The organism is Microbacterium sp. X-17, assembly GCF_039615055.1.
This window is the reverse complement of the sequence record NZ_JBDHNI010000001.1, coordinates 895241-918681: the sequence shown is the minus strand read 5'-3', so window position 1 is coordinate 918681 and position 23441 is coordinate 895241. Positions and strand designations below refer to the sequence as shown.

The following is a 23441-nucleotide window of genomic DNA, read 5'->3' as shown; positions in this document are numbered from 1 at the left end:
AGCGGCCGCCGCACCCCTCCGCAGGATACAACGGCCGCTGTCCGTACCTACGGGAGGCTACGCCTTCCGCATGTACGCCCGCACGGTGAGCGGGGCGAACACCGCGACGATCACGGCCGCGCCCAGCAGCGCCCACCAGCCGTCGACACCGAACGTGCCGTTGTTGGCGAGGTCGCGGACCGCCGTCACCAGGTGCGAGACCGGGTTGATGTTGACGAACCACTGCAGCCACTGCGGCAGCGTGTTCACCGGCACGAACGCGTTCGAGAAGAACGTCAGCGGGAAGAGCACCAGGAACGAGATGCCCTGCACCGACCCCGCCGTGCGCGCGATCACGCCGAAGAACGCGAAGATCCAGCTGATCGCCCAGGCGCAGACGATGACGAGGAGGCCGGCGAGGATCACGAAGCCGAGTCCCACGGCGGGCCGGTAGCCCATGAAGAAGCCGGTAACGAAGGTGATCGTGGTCGCGATCGCGTAGCGCAGCGTGTCGGCGAGCAGCGCCCCTGACAGCGGCGCGATCCGCGCGATCGGCATCGACTTGAACCGGTCGAACACGCCCTTGTCCATGTCCTCCCGGAGCTGCACGCCCGTCACCACCGAGGTCGTGATGACAGTCTGGGCGAGGATGCCGGGGATGAGGTAGGGCAGGTAGCCCGAGACGCTGCCGGTGATCGCGCCGCCGAACAGCAGGGCGAACATGATCGTGAAGATGATCGGCTGCAGCGTCACATCGAACAGCTGCTCCGGCGTCCGCTTGATCTTCAGAAGCCCGCGGTGGGCCATCGTGACGGTGTTGGCCAGGGTCTGGCGGAGGCTGACGTGGTTCTTCAGGTTCCGCTCGGCGGGCGGGGTGATGGTGGCGATGGCGCTCATGCCCGGACTCCTTCTGCTGCGGTGGCGTTCTCGGTCTCGGCGTCCGCGGTCGTCTCTTCTTCTTCGACCCCGTGGCCGGTCAGGGTGAGGAACACCTCTTCCAGCGTCGGCTTCTGCACCGACATCTCCTGGAGGTGGATGCCGGCCTCGCGGAACGTGACGAACAGGTCGGTGACGGCATCGGCGTCGCGCATGGGCGCGGTGAGCCGGGAGCCTTCGGGCGAGACGACGGCCTCCACGCCGAGCACGGTGGCGATGGCGCGGCGGGCGTCCTCGATGTCGGCGGCGTCGGCCAGGCGGAGCTGGAGGGAGGACTCCCCCACCGACGCCTTCAGCTCGTCGGCGGTGCCCTCGGCGACCACCCTGCCGCGGTCGATGACGGCGATGCGGTCGGCGAGCTGGTCGGCCTCGTCCAGGTACTGCGTGGTGAGCAGGACCGTGGAGCCGGTGGAGACCAGGCGGCGGATGGTGTCCCACATCTGCGCGCGGGTCCGCGGGTCGAGGCCCGTAGTCGGCTCGTCGAGGAAGATCAGCGGCGGCTGCGCGATCAGGCTGGCCGCAAGGTCGAGTCGCCGGCGCATGCCGCCGGAGAACTTCTTCAGCGGGCGCTTGGCGGCGTCGGACAGCCCGAACTCCTCCAGGAGCTCGGCGGTCTTGGCTTTCGCCTCCCCGCCGCTGAGCCCGAGCAGGCGCGCGAAGATCATGAGGTTCTCGTTGGCGGACAGGGTCTCGTCGACGGAGGCGAACTGGGCGGTCACGCCGAGGAGCTGGCGGACGATCTGCTGCTCCCTGCGGATGTCGTGCCCGAATACGAAGGCGTCGCCGTCGTCCGGGCGGAGCAGGGTGGCGAGCATGGAGATGGTGGTGGTCTTCCCGGCTCCGTTGGGGCCGAGGACGCCGTACACGGTGCCGGCGCGGACGTTCAGGTCGACGCCGTCGACCGCCCGGTTGTCGCCGAAGACCTTGACGAGCCCGTGAGCCTCGACGGCCCACTCGGTGCTGCGAGTCATGGTGGTCCTTCCTGGTGAGGTGGATGAGTCGATCGTGAGGGAGGACGCTTGCACGGCGCTTACGAGCGGCTTACAGCGGTGCGGAGTGGATGTAAGCGGACGGGCGCAGCGGGGGGAGGCGGCTCCGGGTGGCCGGCGCGGACGGCTGCGGACGGCGCGAGGAGGCGGAGCTGACGACGTGCGGGGGGATGCGGGAAGCGCTGCGCCGGTCAGCCCACGCCGCGCAGCGCTGCGACCACGGCCGGACGGTCCACGCCGGCCAGGGTCAGCGCGCGCGGCACCGTGCCGAGCTCGAGCCCGAAGATCGCCGTGACGAGGTCGGCCTCCCCCGAGCGCTGGCGGCGGTGCGCCGACGCGACGCGGTGGGCGCGGGTGAGCGCCTCCTTGGCCGACGCGCCCCAGCGCGGGCGGGCGACGCGGGGCGACGCGACGAGCCGCTCCTCCGGAGGCGGGGTGACGCCGGCGACGCGGAGGCTGGTCTCGCGTTCGGCGAGCAGCGCGGCCTCCAGCCCGGCGGGGTCGAGTCCGGCGGACGCGAGCACGTCGCGGACCGCGCCGCTGCCGTCACGGGAGAGCGCGAGCAGGAGGTGCTCGGCCTCCACCAGGGTGGCGTTGCGGCGCTGCGCCTCGGTGACCGAGGCGATCACCACTGAGCGCAGGGCTTTGGAGAGCGGCTGGCCGGGGGCGTTGTTGGCGGTTCCGGGAGGGATGTCAGACATTTCGTCTCCTGAGGGCTACGCCTGCGGCGGCGACGCGGCGCAGGTGCTTCTTGTGCACGGCCTGGCGGGTGACGCCGAGCGCGTCGGCGATCTGCGTCCAGCTCCAGCCGTCGCGGAGGGCGTGCTCGACCTCCGCGTCTTCGAGACGGTCGGCGAGCTCGCGGAGGGCGACGACGGCCGCGAGACCGTCGGCGACCCCGCCGAGCGGGTCCGGAGCCGGGGTGGGAGGGTTCATGAGAGCAACTTTAGTTGCTTAATCCGATTTGTCAACTTAAGTTGCGTAGCGAACGGAGGAGATCGAAGTCGCCACGCCGGCCCGTAGCAGCCAACGGAGGAGATCCCGCCGGGTGGGAGGCCGGAATCCTCCGTTGACGTTTTGGGAGCAGGAGGGGGGCGGCGGGAGGGGCGGCGTCCCTGCTGGGGCTAACGGAGGAGATTGCCCGGGATTGGACCCGGAACTCCTCCGAGAGCCGACATCCGGCACCCTCGGCGGGCAGAAGTCCTCCGTTCGCCGCGGGGCGTAGGGTGACCCCATGGACATCGGCGTCGGAACGACCGTCTGGCTCGGGGACCGCCCGGGCGTCGTGGTGGAGGGACCGGACGAGGGAGGTCAGTTCCTCATCGAGTACACGCCCGTCGAGGGCGGCCTGGACACCACCTGGTGCCCGCCGGGTGACGCCAGGGTGAGCGTTCGCGAAACCTGAGTTCTGCGCGGGATTTCTGCGCCAATGCGCACGTTCACGCGGGAATCCGGCACAATCTGCGACGTACACTGGAGAAGTGACTGCGTACGTCTCCGCCTTCGACCTGTTCTCGATCGGCATCGGGCCTTCGAGCTCGCACACCGTCGGACCCTTGCGGGCGGCGAAGGCGTTCGCCGACCGCCTCGTCGCGGACGGGCTCGTGGAGCACGTCGACCAGGTCACCTGCACCCTCTACGGCTCCCTCGGCTCTACCGGGATCGGGCACGGCACGCCGGACGCCGTGGTCGCCGGCCTCCGCGGCAACGAGCCGGAGAACTGCCGACCCGACGACGTCCGCGGCGCCTGGTCCGGGATCGGCGACGGCACGACGCTGCGCCTCGCGGGCGTGCACGACATCCCGCTGCGCAAGGACGACATCGACTTCGAGCCGCGCACGCGCCTCCCCGGCCACCCCAACGCGCTCACCCTGCGCGCCTGGGGCAGCAGCGCCGACGGGACGCGCCAGCCGCTCCCCCTCCTGGAGGAGACCTACTACTCGATCGGCGGCGGCTTCATCCGCCGCGACGGCGAGGAGGCCGAGCTCGCCGCACGCGCGGCGCACCCGCTGCCCTACGACTCGGCGGCGGAGTTGCTCGCCATCTGCGCGCGGCTCGACATCCCGATCTGCGAGGTGGCCCGGCGCAACGAGATCGCCCTGCACGGCGAGGACGCCACGGACGCGCGACTCGACCTGATCTGGGAGGCGATGGCGGAGTGCGTCGCGCGCGGTCTGGCCGGCGACGGGACCCTCCCCGGCGGCCTCGGCGTCAAGCGCCGCGCCGCTGCGATGCGCGAGCACCTGGAGAGCGTCCAGGACGACCCGGGCCGCGCGACGTCGCTGGAGTGGCTGCACGCCTTCGCACTGGCCGTGAACGAGGAGAACGCCTCGGGAGGCCGCGTGGTCACCGCGCCGACGAACGGCGCCGCGGGGATCGTGCCGGCGGTCGCGCACTACTACCTGCGCTTCGTGCCGGGCGCGACGCTCGACGGCATCCGCAAATACCTCCTGACCGCGACCGCGATCGGCTCGCTGTTCAAGGCGAACGCCTCCATCTCGGGCGCGGAGGGCGGCTGCCAGGCGGAGGTCGGCTCGGCGTGCGCGATGGCCGCCGGCGCGCTCTGCGCCGTCCTCGGCGGGACACCGACCCAGGTCGAGAACGCGGCGGAGATCGCGATGGAGCATCACCTCGGCCTCACCTGCGACCCGGTCGGAGGCCTCGTGCAGATCCCGTGCATCGAGCGGAACGCGATCGCGTCCTCCACCGCCGTCTCCGCGGCCCGCCTCGCCCTGCACGGCGACGGCTCGCACCTGGTCTCGCTGGACACGGTGATCGAGACGATGCGCCAGACCGGCCTGGACATGTCGACCAAGTACAAGGAGACCAGCGAGGGCGGCCTGGCGGTCAACGTCATCGAGTGCTGAGGCGCACACATTACAGATGGTTGCGCGCCTCGTAGGCGACGTCGGAGGCCCCCGTTAGCGTGGTGCGCATGACTCTTACGACCGCGCGTTCCGACGAGCCGACCGTCCCCGATCCCGCGAGCCTGGGCGATCTTCGCCGCGACGACGCGGAGGCCGCCGGCCGGAACGATGGCCGGGCCGCTGCGGTCGGCGCCGCGCTAGCCGGGCCGCTGGTGTCGACGCAGTGGCTGTGCGACCACCTCGGGTCGGACGGGCTCCTCGTGGTCGACGCCTCGGTCGTCGCGGTGAGCGGCGCCGACGGGCGTACGGAGTACGTCAGTGGGCTCGGGCGGCACAGCGAGGGGCACCTCCCCGGAGCGGTGTTCGCCGACCTGCTCCAGCAGTTCAGCGATCCGGCCGGGCCGTTCCCGTTCACGCGTCCGGGAGCGGAGGCGTTCGCCGCGGCCGCGGCGGCGCTGGGCGTGGACGCCGACACCACCGTCGTCGTCTACGACGGCGCGGTCGGGCAGTGGGCCGCGCGGCTGTGGTGGCTGTTCCGCTCGTTCGGACACGAGCGCGTCGCGGTGCTCGACGGCGGCGTGTCCAAGTGGCGGGAGGAGGGCCGTCCGCTCGACTCGGGGCCCGTCACGCCCCGGCCGGCCGACCGTTTCCTCGCCGCCGAGCTGCCGGGGTTCTGGAGCGACCGGGGCGATGTGGCGGCCCTCCTCGCGGGCGACCGGCCCGGGACGCTGGTCTGCGGCACTCCGCCGAAGGACTTCGCCGCCCGGCACATCCCGGGCAGCGTGAGCGCGCCCGCCGTACGGCTCGTCGACCGCGGGACCAACGCGTTCCTGCCGGCCGCGGGCCTGCGCGACCTGTTCGCTGACGTGCTCGCCTCGCCCGACCCGATCGTCGCGTACTGCGGCGGCGGGATCGCGGCGGCGGCCGACGCCCTCGCCCTGGCGCTGCTCGGCCGGGACGACGTGACCGTCTACGACGGGTCGCTGAACGAGTGGGCGTCCGATCCGGCGGCGCCGCTCGCGAGCGCCTGAGACGCAGTGCGCCGCATTCCTGGGTCTTCGCCCGAACGGCGCATACACACCCGTATCGGGACGTAGGCTCGATCCATGACCCTGATGGATATCCCGTTCCACACCATTGATGGAGCTCCGACCAGCCTCGCCGCCTTCTCGGGCAAGGTCATCCTCGTCGTCAACGTCGCCTCCCGTTGCGGCCTCAGCCCGCAGTACGAGAAGCTGGAGCAGCTGCAGGAGACCTACGGCGACCGCGGCTTCACGGTGGTCGGCTTCCCGAGCAACCAGTTCCTGCAGGAGCTCAGCTCGACCGAGGCGATCAAGGAGTACTGCTCGACGACGTGGGGCGTCACGTTCCCGATGATGGAGAAGGTGCGGCTGAACGGCCGCAACGCGCACCCGCTCTACAGCGAGCTGACCACGCACCCGGACATCGACGGCAAGGCCGGCAAGGTGAAGTGGAACTTCGAGAAGTTCGTCATCACGCCGGAGGGCGCGGTGCACCGGTTCCGGCCGCAGCTGGAGCCGGACGACCCGCGGATCGTCGGGCTCATCGAGGCGTCGCTGCCGGCGACGGTCTGAGCCGCGCGGTCACGCCCGGCGGAACCACCGGCCGCCGACGCGCTCGGTGAGTCGCCAGTCCCCGGTCTCCGCGAGCGAGCCGAGGACGGTCACCGCATGCTGGGCGACGCGCAGCGCGTCGCGCGCGCCGTCCGCGGTGAAACGCACGGTGATCCGCGCCTCCCGGCTGACGACATCGACGCTCGACGCCTCGACGGTCGTCAGCTCGGCCACCGCGGCGGCGGCAGCGGGCTCGATCTCGGTCGGGGCCACGTCGGGCCGCAGAAGACCCACAGGGATGATCACACGAAACGAAGGCACGCGCCGAGCCTACGTCGGATACCAGAACCCCGGCGTACGCTGACCGGCGGGGAATCGGAAGGGGGTGCGCGGATGCACACCGGATCACCGGACACACGAGAGCTCTACATCGTCCAGGACGTCGGACTGACCATCGACGAGCTGGAGGGCTTCGACAGGATGCTGGATGAGCGACGCCAGGGGGACGTCGCGGAGTCGCAGCGGCTCGCGGAGTCGCTGGGCTCGCTGCTGTCGTCGCGGTCGGAGTCGACCGCCGACGACGAGCACGACCCGGAGGGCCCGACGCTGAGCTCGGAGTGGAGCAGGCTGCACGCCCTCCGCGCGGAGACGGCGGCGGACATCGCGGCCGTGGACGCGGCACGCGAGCGCATCCGGCTGGGACGCTACGGCACGTGCGCGTCGTGCGGGCGCGCGATCGGGGTGCAGCGGCTGGAGGCCCGGCCGACGACGGAGCTGTGCATCGTGTGCGCGGTGGCGGCCGAGCGCTGAGCTGAGCCCGCGCCGCGGGTCGTCGAGGGGCACGTTGTTGTCACTTGTGGCGCGCGAAAGTGACAACAACGTGCCCCTCGCGGATGGGGGGCCGGGCTAGCGGGCGGGGCGCGACGCGCGGTAGACGGCCTCGGTGCGGCTTGCCGCGCCGACCTTGCGGAGGATGCTGGAGACGTGGACGCTCGCGGTCTTGGCGGAGATGAAGAGGACCTCGCCGATCTGCTTGTTGCTCAGGCCCTGCTCGATGAGGGCCAGGACCTGCTCCTCGCGCTCCGTGAGCGGGGCGCCGGGGCCGAGGGCAGCGGAACCTCCTGCCGCGCGGGCGCCGCGGGACGAGATCAGGGCCGCGGCGGCCTCGGTGAGGAGTCCGAAGCCTGAGCGTTCGGCCTCGTCGCGCGCGGCGACGGCCAGGCGTTCCGCGGCGGAGCGGTCTGCGGCGGCGCGGGCGACCCGCGCGGCGCGCACGAGGGCGTACGGGTGCAGGTGGGCGGGCGCGAGCGGCGATGCGGCCGCCTCGATGGCGGACTCCCAGGCCTCCCGGGCGCCGTCGAAGCGCTCGGCGGCGGCCGGGTCCGAATCCGTTGCGGCAGCTAGCGCGGTCGCGAGCTCGGCACGGATCACCGGGCCCCAGGCGACGGCGGTCGGCCAGTCCTCGATCGCGGTGAGCGCGGCGTCGAGGCGGGCGGCCTCCTCGGCGACGTCGACCGGGGTGTCGCGCTCGGCGCGCTCCTGCGGCGAGCGGAACGCCACATCCGCGAGGGCGCGAGCCGCGGCGGCCAGCACGGGGAGGTCGTAGGCGGGCAGCGGCCGGTGGGTCGAGGCGCGCACGGGCGCGGTGTGCTCCCAGGCGTCGAACGCGTCGCCGCGGGCGATCGCCACCTCGGCCGCGAGCCGCGCGACGCCGAGCTCGGACTGGACCTCCAGGTCGCCGAGCGTGCGCAGGCCGCTGTGCCAGCGCCGCAGCAGCGTCTCCGTCGTGTCGAGGTCGCCGCGCCACAGCGTGATCCACAGCTTCATCCGCTGCAGGTGCGCGCGGAAGGTCGGCGGCGGGTCGAGGGCGAGCGCCGGTTCGAGCAGCGACTCCGCCCGGTCGAGCTCGCCGAGCGCGAGCAGCGGCTCCACGGTGTTGGAGGACAGGATGACGCCGGTGGAGCGCTCGATCCCCCGCGCGCGTGCCTCGCGGACGCCCACCTCGGCGAGCCGCACGGCCTCCGCGTAGCGGCCGAGGTTGTTCATGGCGTCGGACGCGTTGACCGCGTAGCGCAGCTCGGCGGCGGAGTCGTGCTCGGCGAGCCGGCCCGCCTCGTCCAGCTCCGCCAGCCCGCGCTCCACGGAGCCCTGGGACACCAGGGAGCTGCCGAGGATGTTGTGCGCGACCGACCGCAGTGCGGGCGACCCGTCGCCGGCCTCCTCGATCGCCTGCGTCGCGACGGTCACCGCGTCGTCGAACCGGGCCGCGAGCATGTACCGGGCGGCCAGCTCGGCGAGCAGCTGGAGGCGGAGGCCGTCGCCCTCCGGCAGGGTGCCGGGCGGGACGACGTCGAGCGCGCTCTGCAGCAGCTCCTGGACGCCCATGCGGTTGAGGTTCTGCAGGTACTGCGCCTTATCGCGGAGCAGTCGCGCCTGCCGTGCGGGCGGGAGGTCGTCCGCCGTCTCGAGCGCCATGTTGACGAGGGCGAGCGCGCGCTCGTTGTCGCCCGCGTTGCGCAGCGCCGACGCGGTGCGGGACAACAGTTCCGTGCGGCCGCCGCCCTTCATCCACGGCGTGCTCAGCTCGTCGGCGTCCGGGACGCTGTCCCACAGTTCCAGGGCGCGGTCGCCCAGGGCCGCGGCCGTCATGTAGGCGTACGACATCCGCGCTTCGCTCATGGCCTCCAGCGACGTGATGAAGGCGCGCCGCAGGTCGTGCGCGGCGAGCCAGTGCGTGGAGAGCTGGGTCGCCGATCGCTGCGGGCTGGCCTCCAGCGCCTCCGCGAACCGCATGTGGAACCGGCCGCGCTCCCCCGGCAGCAGGTCGGCGTGGATCGCCTCGCGCACGAGCGCGTGCCGGAAGGTGTACTCGGTGGAGTCGGCCACCAGGACGTTGGCGACCACGGCCTCCCGTGCCGCCGCGTCGAGCTGGTCGGGCGTGCCGTCGTAGACCGCGCTGAGCAGCTCGTGGTCGACGCAGACGCCGCCGGCGGAGACGAGGCGGAGCAGCCGTTGCGCCGGGTCGCTGAGCTTCTCGAACCGGGCGAGCAGCAGCTCGCGCAGCGTCTCGGGCAGGTCTTCGCCGGTCGCGAGCCCGTCGATGCCGATCAGCTCCTCGACGAAGAACGGGACGCCCTCGCTCATCATGTAGACGCGGTCGACCGTCGCGGCGTCGGGCTCGCAGCCGAGCAGGTGCTCGATGAGCGCCTCCACCTGGCCGCGGCCGAGCCGGGCCAGCTCCCAGCGCGTGACGCGGCGGGTGCGCTCCAGCTCGGCGAGGTAGGCGCGCAGCGGGTGGCCGCGCGTGATCTCGTCGGTGCGGTAGCTCAGCAGGACGAGGAGGTGGCCGCGCTCGGCCATCCGGACGATGAACCGGAGCAGTTCGAGCGTCGCCGTGTCTGCCCAGTGGAGGTCCTCCACCGCCAGGACGAGCGGACGGTCGGCGGACAGCGTCTCGAACAGGACCGTGACGAGCTCGTACAGCCGTTCGGCGCCGGTGCGCGCCGGCACCGCGGAGTCGTCGGCCAGCTCCGGCAGCAGCACGGAGAGGACGCCCGCGCCGTGGCCGGCGGCCTCCAGCACCGCGTCGAGCCCGCGCAGCTCGATGAGCCGGCGCAGGATGGCGGCGAACGGCGCGTAGGGAGCCCCGTCGTTGCCGAGGTCGACGCACCGGCCGAGCAGCACCGTGGCGGACCCCTCGGCCTCCGCCAGGAACTCGGCGAGCAGCCGCGTCTTGCCGATGCCCGCCTCCCCGCCGATCACGACCGCGCGCAGGCCACCGTCGCGACGAACCCCGTCGAGCTCGTCGCGCAGCGCCTCGAGATCGGACTCGCGCCCGATCATCGTGGGGCTGGAGGCCGGTGATCGCATGGCCTCATCGTGCCACGGACCACCGACATCCGAACCCCTGTTCTGCCCTGCTTCGCCCACGGCAGAACGGTGGTCATCGCCCGGCGTGGGCGAGCTCCCGCCGCTCCTCGTTCGCGGCCTCGGGAACGGTCGCAGCCGGCGCCGCGACCGGCTCGGCCACGGCCTCCGTGACCGCCGGCGCCCCGTGCCGCGCCCGGCGCCCGGCCGCGCGCTCCGCCCGGCGCCCGGCCGCGCGCTCCGCCCGCTCCTCGCGGAGGCGGCGCACCAGCTCCCGGTCGTGCTCGGCCCGCTGGACATCCCCCGCGTACACCCGCGTGGCCACGAACTCGTCGGACAGCATCATGATCCCCACACCCTTCGTCGAACTGCTTTCGTCGATGACCTCAGACTCGTCGCTAAGGACCCCCTCCCACATCGGGAAGATGCCCTATTCCGGCGTCCGCAGGACTCAGATGGAGGCGCGGACGGCCTAGGCGCGGGACTCGACAGCGCACGAGGCCGGGGGCAAGCTGGCGGCATGGCAACGGTCAACGAGCTCCAACCGCCTTACCGGGTCGGCTACATCGTCGGCAGCATCTCGTCGGGGTCCATCAACCGCTCGGCTCTCGACGGCGCTCCTGAAGCTGGCGCCGGAGGAGCTGGTCTTCACCGACATCGGGATCGCGGACCTGCCGCTCTACAGCCGCGACTACGACGGGGACTTCCCGGAGGTCGTCCGCGACTTCAAGGCGGCGATCGCGGCGCAGCAGGCGCTGCTGTTCATCACGCCCGAGTACAACCGGTCCATCCCCGGCGCGCTGAAGAACGCGATCGACTGGGCGAGCCGGCCGCACGGCGAGAACGTGATCGCGCGCAAGGCCACGGCCGTCATCGGGGCGTCCACCGGCCCGATCGGAACCGCGGTGGCGCAGCAGCAGCTCCGCAGCGTGCTGAGCTTCCTCCAGGCGCCGCAGATGAACGCGCCGGAGGCCTACATCCAGCTCAAGCCCGGGCTGATCGACGACGACGGCACGGTCACGAACGAGGCGACGGAGGCGTTGCTCCGCCGGTTCATGGTGTCGTTCTTCGAGTTCATCGAGCGGGTGCTGACGGTCGTCCCCGGCCCGAGGTGAGCGGGGTGCTGCTGGAGGACCGCGAGGCCTCGCGGAGCCTGTCGCTGCGCGCACTGTCGCGCGACGGCGACGCGCTCACCGTGGAGGCCGTCGCGACGGACGGAGACCGCCGCTGGCGGCTGGCCGGGCCGCTGCTGCGCCGCGACGAGGCCGCCGAGCTCGGCGCGTGGCTCGCGGGTCTGCCCGGCGACCTGACGCTGGGCGCTGACGAGTGGACGACGCTGACGTTCGCGTCACCGGTGCTCTCGTTCGCGGGGCGGCGGGTGCCGGGCGGTGTGGTGGAGCTGCGGGTCTCGGTGCTGGGGATGGCCGAGGAGGGCGCCTCCGCGCAGCGCACGACCGGCGTGGTGCTCGGCCTCACGCTCCAGGCCGCCGCGGTGGAGCGGGCGGCCGTGGCCTTCGTCGCGGAGACCTCCGCGCTGCGCGGCTGACCCTGCTCAGCGGCCTCCCTCGCGCTTGCGGTGGCGCTGGGCGACCGCCTGCGGCCCGTACGGGTACACCTCGGTGCGCGGCGCGCTCGCGTCGTCCAGCCGGTAGAGGTGATCGTCGCTCAACTCCAGCTCGGCCGCCGCGAGGTTGTCGTCGAGCTGCTCCAGCGTGCGGGCGCCGAGGATCACGCTCGACACCGCCGGGCGGTCGACCAGCCACGCGAGAGCCACCTGCGACATGCTCGCGCCGGTCTCCTCCGCGACCGCCTGCACCGCGTCGATGACCTCCCAGGTGTGCGGGTCGGCGTTGCGGGCGTCGAACGCCTCCATCCCGCGCTTCGGATTCTCACCGAGGCGCGTCGCACCGGTGGGCGCCTGGTCGCGGCGGTACTTGCCGCTCAGCCAGCCGCCGGCCAGCGGCGACCAGGGCAGGAGGCCGATCCCGGAGTCCAGCGCGGCCGGGACGATCTCGTGCTCGATGCCGCGCACCAGGAGGCTGTACTGCGGCTGCAGCGTGACGGGCGCGACGAAGCCGTAGGCGTCCGCGACGGCGACGGCCTTGGTGAGCTGCCAGCCGAGGTAGTTCGAGAAGCCGTAGTAGCCGATCTTGCCCGCGGTCACCGCGTCGTCCAGGAAGCGCAGCGTCTCCTCCAGCGGCGTGAGGTAGTCCCAGGCGTGCATCTGGTAGAGGTCGATGTGGTCGACGTCGAGCCGGCGCAGCGAGGCGTCCAGGGCCTTGCGCAGGTGAGTGCGGGACAGGCCGAGGTCGTTGGAGCCCTCCCCCATCGGGAAGCGCGCCTTGGTGGCGATCACGAGCCGGTCGCGGGCGCCGTGCTTGCGGGAGAGCCAGCGGCCGATGATCGACTCCGACGTCCCCGCGCTGTACACGTCCGCGGTGTCGATGAGGGTGCCACCCGCCTCGACGTAGCGGTCCAGGATGGCGTGGGAGGTCGGCTCGTCGGCCTCCGCTCCGAAGGTCATCGTGCCGAGGGCGAAGGCGGACACGATGGTTCCGCTGTTTCCGAGGGTCCTGAGGTCCATGCCCCGACGCTATCCTCGTCGCGGCTTATCGCCTACCGTTTGCCGATGTGAAGCTGTTGATGCTGTCCGACACGCACGTCCCCCTCCGGGCGAAGGCGCTGCCGCCGCGGGTGCTGGCCGAGGTGGCGGCGGCGGACGCCGTCCTGCACGCCGGCGACTGGGTGGACGAGGCGACGCTCGACCTCCTGGAGGAGCGGTCGCGGCGGCTGATCGGGGTGTGGGGCAACAACGACGGCCCCGGCCTGCGGCGGCGGTTGCCGGAGGTCGCGCGGTTCGAGCTGGGCGGGCTGCGGTTCGCGATGGTCCACGAGACCGGGCCGGCGAAGGGGCGCGAGGAGCGCTGCGAGCGCGACTTCCCGGAGGCGGACGTGCTGGTGTTCGGGCACTCGCACATCCCGTGGGACACGGTCGCGCCGGGCGGGCTGCGCCTCCTGAACCCGGGCTCCCCCACCGACCGCCGCCGCCAGCCGGCGTGCACGTACCTGACCGCGACCGTCGCCGACGCCCGCCTCACCGACGTGCGCCTCGTCGCCCTCCTCCCGCGCTAAGGGAGCAGCAGCAGGCCGTCCGTGACCAGCGCGCGGACGGTAGGGAGGAGGTCGGCGCGCAGGGCGTCCTCGTCCACCTCCAGGAGTTGGGCGAGCGCGCCGACGATCGCGGTCACGCTGAGCTCGCCGTCGCACGCGCCGACCAGCGCGGCCAGCCCGGTGTCGGCCGCGACCACGCGCCCGAAGCCGCCGCCCTGGCGCAGCAGGATGGCCGTCGGCGAGTCCTCGCCGGGCCACAGGTGCCGTTCCTCCGTCACGTCGCCCGCGACCGTGAGCCGCAGCGCGCCGAAGGCGTCGTCGTCCAGCGCGGACTGCGCGTCGTGCGCCTCCAGGCACTCGCCCAAGTGGATGCCGAGACCGGCCTCGTTCGTGCCCAGACCCCCGTGCATCCGCTCGAACCGGCGCAGCGTCGGCACGCCCTCCGCCCGCCGCAGCAGCACGTAGCCGAAGCCGACCTCCCGCACCCCCCGCGCCTCGAAGTCGTCCAGCCAGGCGCCCAGCAGCGTGTCGAACACCGGTCCCGGGCGGGTGCCACCGTCGCGGATCCAGGTCTCGGCGTACTGGGCGGCGTCCTCGGTGTCGCGCTCGATCACCCACGCGTCGAGCGGCTGCGCGGAGTCGTCCACCCAGCCGCGCACGCGCTCCAGGGCGTCCGCCGTGCCGTGGTACTCCCAGTTGCCGAGGAGCTGCGCGACGCCGCCTGGGTTCAGGTGCGCGCCGCAGCCGGCGATGACGGCCGCGACCAGGCTGTCGCCGACCATCCCGCCGTCGCGGTACTCGTAGGCGGGCACGCCCTCGGTGCGCGGCGTGATCACGAACGGCGGGTTCGAGACGATGTGGTCGAAGGCCTCCCCCGCCACCGGGTCGAACAGGCTCCCGAGCCGGAACTCGATGCCCTCCACGCCGTTCAGCTCGGCGTTGAGCGCCGCGAGCCGGAGCGCGCGCTCGGAGATGTCCGTCGCGACGACGCGCTCGGCGTGCCGGGAGGCATGCAGGGCCTGGATGCCGCAGCCGGTGCCGAGGTCGAGCGCCGAGCGCACGGGGCGCTGCAGCATCAGGCCGCTGAGCGTCATGGAAGCGCCGCCGACGCCGAGCACATGGTCCTCGGGGAGGGCGCCGCCCAGCGCGAGCTCGCCGAGGTCGGAGACGATCCACCACTCGGCCGGCCCAAGGGCGTCCACGAACGCGTAGGGACGGAGGTCGACGGCCGGGGCGATCAGGTCGTCCTCCTGCCTGATCAGCCCGAGCTCCTCGGCGCCGTGCAGTCCCAGGGCGGGGAGGGCCGCCGTCGCAGCGGACCGTCCGACCGGCCGGCCGAGCACGAAAAGCGCGGCGAGCGTCGCCAGCGGGCCGGCGTCGCGCCGCGCGAGCGCCCGCTCGGCCGGGACCCGCTGCCCGCGGTGCAGTGCCTCCGCGGCCTCCTCGCCCCAGAGCGCGGTCAGGCCGTCGACGGTGAAGCCGGCGGCGGCGAGGTCGGAGCGGAGGGCGGCGATGGAGGTCACCGGTCAATTCAATCAGGAGCACAATGGGCGACGTGAGCCAGGAACAGACGACGATCCGCCGACGGGCGATCGTGACCGGGATGGTGCAGGGCGTCGGCTTCCGCTGGAGTGCGCGCGAGGAGGCGCACCAGCTGGGCGTGGCCGGCTGGGCGCGCAACCGCTCCGACGGCAGCGTGGAGGTCGAGGTGGAGGGGGACGCCGCGAGCGTCGAGCGGATGATCGACTGGCTGCGCGCCGGGCCGCCCGGGAGCGCGGTGGACGACGTGCGGGTGACGGAGGCGGCGCCGGACGGCGACGACGCCTTCCGCATCCGGCAGTCGGATTGACGCCGCGCATCCCCACCCCTGACTTCTGCGCCGCACCCGGGCACAATAGGCACATGACCCGCGCGACGCTGCTGACCATCACCGTGCCCACCGGAGAGCCCGCCGACGGCGACCCGGGCTTCGCCCTCGCCGACTTCGACGCCGCGCAGGTACGGATCACCGACCTCGGCGTGACCCGCGGCGACGGCGTCTTCGAGACCATCGCCGTCATCGACGGCCACCCGCAGGCGCTCGGCCCGCACCTCATGCGGCTCGCGCACTCCGCCGAGCTCCTCGACCTCCCGGAGCCCGCCGAGCACGTCTGGCACGAGGCGGTCCTCGCCGGCGTCGCCGACTACCAGTCGCGCAACGGCGAGGGCGGCGAGCTGTTCGCCAAGCTGATCTACACGCGCGGCGTGGAGGGCACGGGCCGGCCCAGCGGCTGGATCTTCGTGGACCAGGGCGAGGACTTCACGCAGCAGCGCCTCGGCCTCAAGGTCGTCACGCTCGACCGCGGCCTCCGGCACGACGTGGCCGAGACCTCCCCGTGGCTGCTCGCGGGCGCCAAGAGCCTGTCGTACGCCGTGAACCGCGCGGCCCAGCGGGAGGCGGCGCGCCGCGGCGCGGACGACGTGATCTTCATCAGCTCGGACGGCTACGCGCTGGAGGGGCCGACCTCCAACGTCATCGTGCTCGCCGACGGGGTGGTCCGCACGCCGCAGACCGACCAGGGCATCCTCGCCGGCACCACGCAGGCCGCGGTCTTCGCGTTCTTCGCCGAGCGCGGCTATCCGACCGAGTACCGCCACATCACGGCGGAGGAGCTGGCGGCGGCCGACGCCTTGTGGCTGGTCTCCAGCGTCCGGCAGGCCGGCCCGATCACCCACCTCGACGGCCGCGAGTACCCCGTCGACGTCGCCCTCACAGCCGACCTGAACCGCTACCTCCTCTCCCGCACCCACTGACCCTCCCGCACCTCGCGTGTCGCCAACGCAGGACTCCCGGCCCCCGCGCGCCCGGAACCCCTCCGTTGACTGTTCCGGCACGGCTCGTCGGCCCGGATCTCCTCCGTTGGCTGCGGTGCTGACAACGGAGGAGATCCGGGGCGACACACCGCGCCATGTCGGCTAACGGAGGAGACCTGGGGGCTGGGGACGCGAAACTCCTCCGTTGGCTGCGGGGGCGGGGCGGGTGGGGGCCGGTGGCCGGATGTTCACCGGCGCGTAGACGTCCCGTTACACCCCGATTCGCGGTGCTCGCGTTCGCCGCCTAGGCTGTACGACACCGTACCGGCGACGACGCCGGGACCACCGCCAGGGGAAAGGAGGTCGACGTGGACGAGCAGGTCCCGAGAAGCATCGAAGTGCTGCGCCAGCAGGCGCGCGACGAGCTCTCCGCCATCATCGAGCACCGCTGCCGTGCCGGCGAGGACCCCTGGCATTTCATCCCGGACCTGCCGAGCGTCGACGAGCAGGTGGTCATCTCCCTGCGGGCCGGAGCGATCGAGGAGTTCGACCTCGCCGAGGAGCAGTCGCGCGCGCACCATCCCGCCGCGGGCCGCGACACGTACACCCGGTTCGAGTTCGGCGTACTGCGCCGGATCGCGCTGGAGCACCCCGAATTGAGCGAAGCGGTCTGGGGGATGCTCGACAAGGTCGAGCGCGCGTAGTAGACCAGGCGGCATGGGGATCGTCACTGCCGATATCGCTGTCTCGCTCGACGGGTTCGCCGCGGGGCCCAACCAATCGCTGGAGAACGCGCTGGGCGAGCACGACGTCGAACGGCTGCACACCTGGATGTTCGAGAACGCCGACGCGCACGCGGAGGAGATCGCCGCGATCACCGCGGCGGGCGCGTACGTGATGGGCCGCAACATGTTCGGCCCGGTCCGCGGCGACTGGCCCGCCGAGGGCGACACGTTCGGCGACTGGCGAGGTTGGTGGGGCGACGATCCGCCGTACCACGCGCCGGTCTTCGTGCTGACCCACTACGAGCACGCGCCGATCCCGATGGAGGGCGGGACGACCTTCGAGTTCGTCACCGACGGCATCCACGCGGCGACCGACCTGGCCCGTGCGGCCGCCGGGGACGCCGATGTCGCGATCGCGGGCGGCGCCGAGACCCTCAACCAGGCGCTCTGGGCGGGCATCGTGGACGAGCTGCGGCTGCATGTGGTCCCGATCACGCTCGGCGCGGGCGAGCGGGTCTTCGACCGGGTGCCCCCTCTGCAGCTGGAGCTGCTGCGGTCGCGGGTGACGCCGGAGGTCGCGCACCTGACGTACCGCGTGGTCCGCTGAGCGCGCTCAGAGCCCGGCGGGCGTCGTGACCGGGAGCCGGCAGACGAAGTCGCGGCAGAGGTAGGCGGTCGGGAGGCCGTCGCGCGTGCCTCGCGCGGCGAACAGCTCGAAGCCCGCGTCAGCCAGCGCCTCGCCCTGAGGGGCGTCCACGAGGGCGACCAGGTCGGCGGGATGCCGGCGGGCGGCCGCGACCAGGCCCTCGGGATCCTCCGATCCGGCGCCCTCCGCGGGCTCGCTCACGACGACGAGTTGCTGAGGCTCGCCCTCCAGCCGCGACATCAGGGCCAGCGCGGCGCCGAACGCGCTCGGGACGGCGGCGGCCGGGCCGGCCACGAGCCGCATCGCCTCGCGGGCGGCGCGCTCGTAGCGGCGGCTCGCCGTCATCAGGAACAGCGTGTGCGCCGCCGCGGCCGTCGCGGTCAGGCCGGACGGGTACGCGCCCTCCGACGGGTCGACGCGCACGGCGAGGCCGGTCGATCGCAGCAGCGGGTCGCCGCCGCCCGGGACGCCGAACGGGCAGTCGCCGCCGTCCACGGCCTCCAGACAAAGATCCACCAGCTCCCGGGCCGTGACGGCAGCCTCCACGTCGCCGCTCGCCAGCGCTACCTCCAGCAGTCCGCCCGCGAGGCCGCCGTAGTCCTCCAGCGTCGCCACCGCCTCCGACACGGCACCGTCGACCGACGCGCGGCCGAGCGTGCCGTCCGGCCGCCGGTGGGTGTCGAGCACGGCGCGCGCCGCCTCCCCCGCCGCGACGATCCAGGCCGGCCGGTTCAGGATGCGCCCCGCGCGGGCGAGCGCGCCGATCGCGAAGCCGTTCCAGCCGGTGAGCACCTTCTCGTCCAGCGCGGGCGGCGTGAGCGTCGCGCGCTCGGCCGGCGGCACGCGGTAGTAGCCGCCCTCCACGCGCGCGCCGTCGATCACGCTCTCGGAGTCCTGCGCCGAGGCGAACGCGCCGCCGGGCCTCCGCAGCACGCCGAGCAGGAACGCGGCGACGCCGTCCGCCGTGCGCTCGGCCCACTCCTCGCCGGTCTGCGCCCACGCGGTCGCGTAGGCGTCGAGGAGCTGCGCGTTGTCGTACAGCATCCGCTCGTAGTGCGGGTCGCTCCAGTCGCGCCGGGTGGCGTAGCGGAAGAAGCCGCCGTCGACCGGGTCGCGCAGCGGGGAGTCCGCCATCCGGCGCAGCGTGCGGTGCGCGAGCGCGCGTCCGGCCGGCCGCTCCAGCAGGAAGCCGAGCACCGGCGCGACCGGGAACTTGGGCGCGCCACCGAACCCGCCGAACTGCGGGTCCTCCGTCTCGGCCAGCGCGTCGACGGCGGCGTCGAGGGCGCGGCCGTCCGGCAGCTCGGAGGCCGTGGTGGCACGTGCGGCGGCCGCGGCGAGCGCCTCCCCGACCTTGCCCGCGTCCGACTCGACCTCGGCGCGGCGCTCCGTCCACGCGTCCGCGACCGCGTCCAGGATCTGCGTGAACGACGGCCGGCCTCCCGACGCGACCGGCGGGAAGTAGGTGCCCGCGAAGAACGCCCGGCCCGACGAGGTGGCGAAGACGGTCAACGGCCAGCCGAGTCCCTCGGTGAACGCGCTCGCGGCGGACAGATAGGCGGCGTCGACGTCGGGATGCTCCTCCCGGTCGACCTTGATCGACACGAACCGCTCGTTCATCAGCGCGGCGACCGCCGGGTCGCTGAAGCTCTCCCGCGCCATCACGTGGCACCAGTGGCAGGTCGCGTAGCCGATCGAGACGATGACCGGCACGTCGCGGCGGCGCGCCTCGGCGAAGGCCTCCGGCCCCCACGGGAACCAGTCGACCGGGTTCTCCGCGTGCGCGCGCAGGTAGGGGCTGATCGCGCCCGCCAGCCGGTTCGTCATGCGCTCACCCTACGACCCCCGCGGCGGTCGGAGCGCGCGGCCGGGCTTGCTATCGTGGACGATATGGTTGCACACGCAAATACTCCGCTCCTGACCCTGAACAACGGCACCACCATCCCGCAGCTCGGCTTCGGCGCCTTCAAGGTCGACCCGGCCGAGACGACCCGCATCGTCACCGACGCGCTGGAGGTCGGCTACCGCCACATCGACACCGCCGCCATCTACGGCAATGAGGAGGGCGTGGGCGCCGCGATCGCCTCCTCCGGCATCCCGCGCGACGAGCTGTTCGTCACGACCAAGCTCTGGAACGACCGGCAGACCGACGCGCAGGCCGCCTTCGACGAGTCGCTCGCTAAGCTCGGCCTCGACTACGTGGACCTCTACCTCATCCACTGGCCGACCCCGGAGAAGGACACCTTCGTTCAGGCCTGGAAGTCGCTGGAGGCGATCTACGCCACCGGCCGAGCCAAGGCCATCGGCGTCTCCAACTTCCTCGTCCCGCACCTGGAGAAGCTGCTCGCGAACACCGAGATCGTGCCGGCCGTCAACCAGATCGAGCTGCACCCGGCGCACCAGCAGCCGGAGGTCACCGCGTTCGCCCGCGAGCACGGCATCCACATCGAGGCCTGGGGCCCGCTCGGCCAGGCCAAGTACCCGCTGTTCGACGCTCCGGAGGTCGCCGGCCCGGCGGCCGCGCACGGCAAGACGCCCGCGCAGGTCGTCATCCGCTGGCACCTGCAGACCGGGAACATCGTGTTCCCCAAGTCGAACCGCCGCGAGCGGATGGTCGAGAACTTCGACGTCTTCGACTTCGAGCTGACCGCCGCCGAGGTCGCCGCGATCACGGCGATGGAGCGCGAGGGCCGCGTCAGCGCGCACCCCAACGAGGTCAACTGACGCCTCGGGATCGCCGCGGGCGCGGAGGCCGGCTCTCCGCGCCCGCGCCCATCGCGGCTAGGCTCGCACCGTGAGAATCACGACGATCACGGGGAAGGTCATCTACGTCGTTGGCGTCTTCGGCCTGATCCTGGCGCTCAACTTCTTCATCATCGACCGCCTCGTCAACGCGGCGCTCGACGTGCTGGTCGTCGCGGTGCTCAACGTGGCCTACGTGATCGTCGGCACCCGCATCTTCCGCGGCGAGGGCGAGAACCGCGAGGACCCGCGGCCCTGGTGGCGGGCGACCGGGCGCCCGGCGGCGGGGTTCTGGCTCGGCGGGATCCTCGCGGTCCTGGCGTTCATCTCCTGTGTCGGCGCGCTCGCGAGCAAGCCGGAGAACTCGTTCGTGCCCGCGGTCGCGTGCATCAGCTACGCGCTGCTCGCGGCGTTCTACCTCAACTCGTCCTACCGGCTGCGGCTGCTCGACACCGCGCCCTAGGCGACCGGGGTCTGCTCCTCGAAGCGGGCGACGAGCTCGCGCTTGAGCACCTTGCCGCTCGGGCCGAGCGGGAGGGTCTCCAGGATCTCCACCCGCCGCGGGTACTTGTACGCCGCCACCCGCTCCTGCGCGAACACGACCAGCTCCTCCCCCGTCGCCTCGGAGCCCGGCATCAGCGTGACCGCGGCCATGATCTCCTGGCCGTGCGTGTCGTGCGCGACGCCGAACACCGCCACCAGTGCGACGGACGGATGCGTGGAGAGCGCCTCCTCCACCTCCCGCGGGTACACGTTGTAGCCGTTGCGGACGATCATGTCCTTCTTGCGGTCCACGATCGTGATGTAGTCGTCGTCGCTCTTGGTGCCGAGGTCGCCGGTGCGGAACCAGCCGTCCACCACTGCCTCCGCGTTGGCCTCCGGGAGGTTGAGGTAGCCCTTCATCAGGTTGTGGCCGCGGATCACGATCTCGCCGAGCTCGCCGCGCGCCAGCAGGTGGATCGCGTCGTCCACCTCCGGGTCGGCGATCTCCACGTCGACGCCCCAGATCGGCTGGCCGACGGTGCCGACCCTCGTCGGCTTGCCGCGGTGATTGAACGAGGCGACGGGTGAGGTCTCGGTGAGGCCGTAGCCCTCGTGGATGTCGATGCCGTAGACCTCCTTCATCCGCTCGATGACCGCGACCGGGATGGCCGCGCCGCCGCTCAGGCCGTACCGCAGCGGCGGGCGCTCCGGGTTGGTCTTCGCGGCCTCCAGCAGCGCGATGTACATGGTCGGAACGCCGGTCATGATCGTGCAGGCGTGCGCGTTGAGCAGCTGCAGCGCCGTCGCGCCGTCGAACTTCGGCACGAGCACGATGGCCGCGCCCGCGCGGAATCCCATGTTCATCACGCAGGTCTGCCCGAAGGTGTGGAACAGCGGGAGGCAGCCGAGCACGCGGTCGGTCGGCTCGAAGTCGAACGTGCCGGAGAGGAGGACGTTCACCTGCTCCACCAGCGAGAAGTGGCAGCCTTCCGCACCCTTCGGCTTGCCGGTCGTGCCGCTCGTGTAGAGGATGGTCGCGGTGTCCACCGGGTCGCGCGGCACGTACGTGTCGATCGGCTCGGTGCCGGCCGCGGCCTCCTCCAGCCGCGGGAACGGGAGCTGCTCGACCATGTCGTCGGGCACCAGCACCGAGAGCGTGCCTACTCCGGCGAGCGCCGCGCCCTTCGCACCCTCGGCCAGCAGCGGCGCCGCGCAGATCAGCAGCGTCGAGCCGGAGTCCTGCAGCACGTACTCGATCTCGGCCGCCTTGAGCAGCGCGTGGATGGGGACGACGACCGCGCCCAGGGCCAGCACGGCGTAGTAGGCGCGCGGGAAGTCGGGCACGTTCGGGATCATCAGCGCCACCCGGTCGCCCGGCCCGACGCCGAGGTCGCGCAGGGCTCCCGCGTAGCGTCGGGTCTGGTCCCAGAGGTCGCGGTAGGCGATCTCCTGGCCGTTGAAGATCAACGCCACGTTGTCGGGCATCCGGTGCGCGGTCTCGGCCAGGATGCTGGCGACGGACATGGTGGCGTAGCCGTGGGGCATGGCGGGGCTCCTTCGTCGACGGTGACGTGACCCGGTCGGGTTGAGGGAAACCTACGTCACGGTGCACGCGCCCACAATGCCCAGTTCGCGCGTCTCCCCGGCGCCCGAACCGCTGCCGAGGGGCACGTCGTTGTCGCTTTCGGCGCCCAAAAGTGACAACGACGTGCCCTTCGATGGCGGGATGGCGGGCGCGGGGTCACGCCCCGAGGATGGACCGGAGCGCGGCGGTGTAGTCCTCGAACGCGCGGCGGCCGGTCGTGGTGAGCGCGAGGTAGGTGACCGGGACGCGGCCGCGGTGGGTCTTCTCGACCTCCACGTAGCCGGCGTCCTCCAGCTTGCGCAGGTGCGTCGCCAGGTTGCCCGCCGTGAGGTCGAGCAGCTCCTGGAGGCGCGGGAACGACATGCTTCCGCCGTCGGGGACGGTCGCGAGGGTCGCGGTGATCCTCAGGCGGGCGGCGGCGTGGATGACCGGGTCGAGTTCGTCCACGCCGGTCACCGCCGAGGGCTCACGGAGCCCAGCGTGCGGAGGGTGACGGTCGCGCCCGCCCCGAAGATCACGCCGCCCGCGACGGCCATGAGCAGCAGGTTCGGCCCGAGGCCCAGGAACGGCGCCGCCGCGCCCACCGCCAGCAGGGCGAGCCCGAGCACGAGCTGCAGCCGGTCGTGCCACAGCGCCGCGCCGGCGAGGTAGAGGGTGCCGCACATCAGCGCGTACGCGCTCGGGAAGTACAGCCCGGCGAAGTCGCCGGCGAGGCCCTGTGCGATCATCCCGATGCCGAGCAGCGCGAACGCCACCGAGCACACGGTCCAGGAGACGCCGTAGACCGCGCCGGCGAACTGCGAGTCGCCGCGCACGCCCCGGCCGATTCGCGAGCCGATCACCGCGGAGGCGACGATCGAACCGGCGATCAGCGCACCGAAGACGACGCCGCCGGCGACCGGGTCGAACACGCTGAGCTGCGCCAGGTAGAGGGCGAGGAAGCCGACCAGCCAGGCCACCGCCCACACGGTGTACAGCCAGACGACGGGGATGCGGTATTCGCGGCTGACACGACGCTGCTGGCCGTCGATGAGGTCCAGCATCTCCCGCGCGTCGCCGGGCGTGTTCTCGTTCATGCCTGCTTTGTAACACAAAGCACTCTGCGCGCACAACAGTTTTGTGAAGCTGTGGATGTCCTCCGAAC

General features: G+C 72.6%; 26 protein-coding genes and 1 pseudogene. 14 read left to right on the top strand and 13 right to left on the bottom strand.

What is annotated here, in order from left to right; all coding sequences use genetic code 11:
• Positions 1-57 precede the first annotated feature (57 nt).
• From ABCS02_RS04500 to ABCS02_RS04485, 4 genes are all read right to left on the bottom strand, one after another.
• On the bottom strand, positions 58-876 hold the full coding sequence (locus ABCS02_RS04500) for an ABC transporter permease (RefSeq protein ID WP_345834397.1): 819 nt from the start codon (positions 874-876) through the stop codon (positions 58-60).
• Positions 873-1886, bottom strand: a complete 1014-nt coding sequence (locus ABCS02_RS04495) for an ATP-binding cassette domain-containing protein (RefSeq protein ID WP_345834396.1) — start codon at positions 1884-1886, stop codon at positions 873-875. The genes ABCS02_RS04500 and ABCS02_RS04495 overlap by 4 nt, the downstream gene beginning before the upstream one ends.
• A gap of 209 nt (positions 1887-2095) precedes the next feature.
• Entirely contained in the window at positions 2096-2605 is a 510-nt protein-coding gene (locus ABCS02_RS04490) for a Clp protease N-terminal domain-containing protein (RefSeq protein WP_345834395.1), read from the bottom strand.
• Positions 2598-2840: a helix-turn-helix domain-containing protein gene (locus ABCS02_RS04485; protein ID WP_345834394.1), complete on the bottom strand. Its 243-nt coding sequence runs from the start codon at positions 2838-2840 to the stop codon at positions 2598-2600. Before ABCS02_RS04485 ends, ABCS02_RS04490 begins: the two co-directional genes overlap by 8 nt.
• A gap of 298 nt (positions 2841-3138) precedes the next feature.
• Here ABCS02_RS04485 and ABCS02_RS04480 point away from each other — a divergent pair, with 298 nt between their 5' ends.
• From ABCS02_RS04480 to ABCS02_RS04465, 4 genes are all read left to right on the top strand, one after another.
• The gene (locus ABCS02_RS04480) at positions 3139-3309 is read left to right on the top strand and encodes a hypothetical protein (RefSeq protein WP_345834393.1); all 171 of its coding nucleotides are present in this window, start codon (positions 3139-3141) and stop codon (positions 3307-3309) included.
• Between the two features lie 76 nt (positions 3310-3385).
• Positions 3386-4771 (top strand): L-serine ammonia-lyase, encoded by a 1386-nt coding sequence (locus ABCS02_RS04475; protein ID WP_345834392.1) that lies wholly within the window; start codon positions 3386-3388, stop codon positions 4769-4771.
• A gap of 68 nt (positions 4772-4839) precedes the next feature.
• The gene (locus ABCS02_RS04470; protein WP_345834391.1) at positions 4840-5802 is read left to right on the top strand and encodes a rhodanese-like domain-containing protein; all 963 of its coding nucleotides are present in this window, start codon (positions 4840-4842) and stop codon (positions 5800-5802) included.
• Between the two features lie 75 nt (positions 5803-5877).
• Positions 5878-6366 (top strand): glutathione peroxidase, encoded by a 489-nt coding sequence (locus tag ABCS02_RS04465; protein WP_345834390.1) that lies wholly within the window; start codon positions 5878-5880, stop codon positions 6364-6366.
• A gap of 9 nt (positions 6367-6375) precedes the next feature.
• On the opposite strand, the gene ABCS02_RS04460 is transcribed toward ABCS02_RS04465, so the two are convergent.
• Complete coding sequence (locus ABCS02_RS04460) at positions 6376-6666, bottom strand: hypothetical protein (RefSeq protein ID WP_345834389.1); 291 nt, start codon at positions 6664-6666, stop codon at positions 6376-6378.
• Positions 6667-6738: 72 nt separating this feature from the next.
• On the opposite strand from ABCS02_RS04460, the gene ABCS02_RS04455 reads away from it, so the two are divergent.
• On the top strand, positions 6739-7155 hold the full coding sequence (locus ABCS02_RS04455) for a TraR/DksA C4-type zinc finger protein (RefSeq protein ID WP_345834388.1): 417 nt from the start codon (positions 6739-6741) through the stop codon (positions 7153-7155).
• Positions 7156-7251: 96 nt separating this feature from the next.
• Here the strand turns inward: ABCS02_RS04455 and ABCS02_RS04450 are convergent, their stop codons facing one another.
• Together ABCS02_RS04450 and ABCS02_RS04445 are read right to left on the bottom strand one after the other, a co-directional pair.
• A complete protein-coding gene (locus tag ABCS02_RS04450) occupies positions 7252-10215 on the bottom strand; it encodes an AAA family ATPase (RefSeq protein ID WP_345834387.1) in 2964 nt (987 codons plus the stop codon).
• Positions 10216-10288: 73 nt separating this feature from the next.
• The gene (locus ABCS02_RS04445) at positions 10289-10558 is read right to left on the bottom strand and encodes a hypothetical protein (protein ID WP_345834386.1); all 270 of its coding nucleotides are present in this window, start codon (positions 10556-10558) and stop codon (positions 10289-10291) included.
• 174 nt (positions 10559-10732) lie between these two features.
• On the opposite strand from ABCS02_RS04445, the pseudogene ABCS02_RS04440 reads away from it, so the two are divergent.
• A pseudogene (locus tag ABCS02_RS04440) lies at positions 10733-11327 on the top strand (NADPH-dependent FMN reductase).
• Positions 11328-11332: 5 nt separating this feature from the next.
• Positions 11333-11758: a hypothetical protein gene (locus ABCS02_RS04435; protein WP_345834385.1), complete on the top strand. Its 426-nt coding sequence runs from the start codon at positions 11333-11335 to the stop codon at positions 11756-11758.
• A gap of 6 nt (positions 11759-11764) precedes the next feature.
• Here ABCS02_RS04435 and ABCS02_RS04430 read toward each other — a convergent pair whose 3' ends face one another.
• Entirely contained in the window at positions 11765-12796 is a 1032-nt protein-coding gene (locus tag ABCS02_RS04430) for an aldo/keto reductase (RefSeq protein WP_345834384.1), read from the bottom strand.
• A 59-nt stretch (positions 12797-12855) separates the two neighbouring features.
• Between ABCS02_RS04430 and ABCS02_RS04425 the strand changes: the two genes are divergently transcribed.
• Complete coding sequence (locus ABCS02_RS04425; RefSeq protein ID WP_345835166.1) at positions 12856-13344, top strand: metallophosphoesterase; 489 nt, start codon at positions 12856-12858, stop codon at positions 13342-13344.
• Here ABCS02_RS04425 and ABCS02_RS04420 read toward each other — a convergent pair.
• On the bottom strand, positions 13341-14846 hold the full coding sequence (locus ABCS02_RS04420; protein WP_345834383.1) for a methyltransferase: 1506 nt from the start codon (positions 14844-14846) through the stop codon (positions 13341-13343). The genes ABCS02_RS04425 and ABCS02_RS04420 overlap by 4 nt on opposite strands.
• A gap of 32 nt (positions 14847-14878) precedes the next feature.
• On the opposite strand from ABCS02_RS04420, the gene ABCS02_RS04415 reads away from it, so the two are divergent.
• The 4 genes from ABCS02_RS04415 (at position 14879) to ABCS02_RS04400 (ending at position 17448) form a co-directional block, all read left to right on the top strand.
• Positions 14879-15172: an acylphosphatase gene (locus tag ABCS02_RS04415; RefSeq protein ID WP_345834382.1), complete on the top strand. Its 294-nt coding sequence runs from the start codon at positions 14879-14881 to the stop codon at positions 15170-15172.
• Between the two features lie 53 nt (positions 15173-15225).
• Positions 15226-16116, top strand: a complete 891-nt coding sequence (locus ABCS02_RS04410; RefSeq protein WP_345834381.1) for an aminodeoxychorismate lyase — start codon at positions 15226-15228, stop codon at positions 16114-16116.
• Positions 16117-16484: 368 nt separating this feature from the next.
• Complete coding sequence (locus tag ABCS02_RS04405; protein ID WP_345834380.1) at positions 16485-16820, top strand: hypothetical protein; 336 nt, start codon at positions 16485-16487, stop codon at positions 16818-16820.
• Between the two features lie 13 nt (positions 16821-16833).
• The gene (locus ABCS02_RS04400) at positions 16834-17448 is read left to right on the top strand and encodes a dihydrofolate reductase family protein (RefSeq protein WP_345834379.1); all 615 of its coding nucleotides are present in this window, start codon (positions 16834-16836) and stop codon (positions 17446-17448) included.
• Positions 17449-17454: 6 nt separating this feature from the next.
• Here the strand turns inward: ABCS02_RS04400 and ABCS02_RS04395 are convergent, their stop codons facing one another.
• Positions 17455-19314 (bottom strand): thioredoxin domain-containing protein, encoded by a 1860-nt coding sequence (locus ABCS02_RS04395; protein ID WP_345834378.1) that lies wholly within the window; start codon positions 19312-19314, stop codon positions 17455-17457.
• Between the two features lie 63 nt (positions 19315-19377).
• On the opposite strand from ABCS02_RS04395, the gene ABCS02_RS04390 reads away from it, so the two are divergent.
• Together ABCS02_RS04390 and ABCS02_RS04385 are read left to right on the top strand one after the other, a co-directional pair.
• Positions 19378-20211 carry an aldo/keto reductase gene (locus ABCS02_RS04390; protein ID WP_345834377.1) on the top strand — a complete coding sequence of 278 codons (834 nt, stop codon included), beginning with the start codon at positions 19378-19380 and terminating at the stop codon, positions 20209-20211.
• A 70-nt stretch (positions 20212-20281) separates the two neighbouring features.
• Complete coding sequence (locus ABCS02_RS04385) at positions 20282-20692, top strand: hypothetical protein (protein WP_345834376.1); 411 nt, start codon at positions 20282-20284, stop codon at positions 20690-20692.
• Here the strand turns inward: ABCS02_RS04385 and ABCS02_RS04380 are convergent.
• The 3 genes from ABCS02_RS04380 to ABCS02_RS04370 all read right to left on the bottom strand — a co-directional run bounded on the left by ABCS02_RS04380 (position 20689) and on the right by ABCS02_RS04370 (position 23373).
• The gene (locus ABCS02_RS04380; RefSeq protein ID WP_345834375.1) at positions 20689-22257 is read right to left on the bottom strand and encodes a long-chain fatty acid--CoA ligase; all 1569 of its coding nucleotides are present in this window, start codon (positions 22255-22257) and stop codon (positions 20689-20691) included. The genes ABCS02_RS04385 and ABCS02_RS04380 overlap by 4 nt on opposite strands.
• Before the next feature lie 196 nt (positions 22258-22453).
• Positions 22454-22744 (bottom strand): transcriptional regulator, encoded by a 291-nt coding sequence (locus ABCS02_RS04375; RefSeq protein WP_345834374.1) that lies wholly within the window; start codon positions 22742-22744, stop codon positions 22454-22456.
• Between the two features lie 5 nt (positions 22745-22749).
• Entirely contained in the window at positions 22750-23373 is a 624-nt protein-coding gene (locus ABCS02_RS04370) for a hypothetical protein (RefSeq protein WP_345834373.1), read from the bottom strand.
• Between the last annotated feature and the right edge of the window lie 68 nt (positions 23374-23441).

Bases quoted from the DNA above. Each gene is read 5' to 3' on its own strand.
- ABCS02_RS04500 (WP_345834397.1), bottom strand. From the start codon at position 876: ATGAGCGCCATCGCCACCATCACCCCGCCCGCCGAGCGGAACCTGAAG.
- ABCS02_RS04495 (WP_345834396.1), bottom strand. From the start codon at position 1,886: ATGACTCGCAGCACCGAGTGGGCCGTCGAGGCTCACGGGCTCGTCAAG.
- ABCS02_RS04490 (WP_345834395.1), bottom strand. From the start codon at position 2,605: ATGTCTGACATCCCTCCCGGAACCGCCAACAACGCCCCCGGCCAGCCG.
- ABCS02_RS04485 (WP_345834394.1), bottom strand. From the start codon at position 2,840: ATGAACCCTCCCACCCCGGCTCCGGACCCGCTCGGCGGGGTCGCCGAC.
- ABCS02_RS04480 (WP_345834393.1), top strand. From the start codon at position 3,139: ATGGACATCGGCGTCGGAACGACCGTCTGGCTCGGGGACCGCCCGGGC.
- ABCS02_RS04470 (WP_345834391.1), top strand. From the start codon at position 4,840: ATGACTCTTACGACCGCGCGTTCCGACGAGCCGACCGTCCCCGATCCC.
- ABCS02_RS04465 (WP_345834390.1), top strand. From the start codon at position 5,878: ATGACCCTGATGGATATCCCGTTCCACACCATTGATGGAGCTCCGACC.
- ABCS02_RS04455 (WP_345834388.1), top strand. From the start codon at position 6,739: ATGCACACCGGATCACCGGACACACGAGAGCTCTACATCGTCCAGGAC.
- ABCS02_RS04450 (WP_345834387.1), bottom strand. From the start codon at position 10,215: ATGCGATCACCGGCCTCCAGCCCCACGATGATCGGGCGCGAGTCCGAT.
- ABCS02_RS04445 (WP_345834386.1), bottom strand. From the start codon at position 10,558: ATGATGCTGTCCGACGAGTTCGTGGCCACGCGGGTGTACGCGGGGGAT.
- ABCS02_RS04430 (WP_345834384.1), bottom strand. From the start codon at position 12,796: ATGGACCTCAGGACCCTCGGAAACAGCGGAACCATCGTGTCCGCCTTC.
- ABCS02_RS04425 (WP_345835166.1), top strand. From the start codon at position 12,856: ATGCTGTCCGACACGCACGTCCCCCTCCGGGCGAAGGCGCTGCCGCCG.
- ABCS02_RS04410 (WP_345834381.1), top strand. From the start codon at position 15,226: ATGACCCGCGCGACGCTGCTGACCATCACCGTGCCCACCGGAGAGCCC.
- ABCS02_RS04400 (WP_345834379.1), top strand. From the start codon at position 16,834: ATGGGGATCGTCACTGCCGATATCGCTGTCTCGCTCGACGGGTTCGCC.
- ABCS02_RS04395 (WP_345834378.1), bottom strand. From the start codon at position 19,314: ATGACGAACCGGCTGGCGGGCGCGATCAGCCCCTACCTGCGCGCGCAC.
- ABCS02_RS04390 (WP_345834377.1), top strand. From the start codon at position 19,378: ATGGTTGCACACGCAAATACTCCGCTCCTGACCCTGAACAACGGCACC.
- ABCS02_RS04380 (WP_345834375.1), bottom strand. From the start codon at position 22,257: ATGCCCCACGGCTACGCCACCATGTCCGTCGCCAGCATCCTGGCCGAG.
- ABCS02_RS04370 (WP_345834373.1), bottom strand. From the start codon at position 23,373: ATGAACGAGAACACGCCCGGCGACGCGCGGGAGATGCTGGACCTCATC.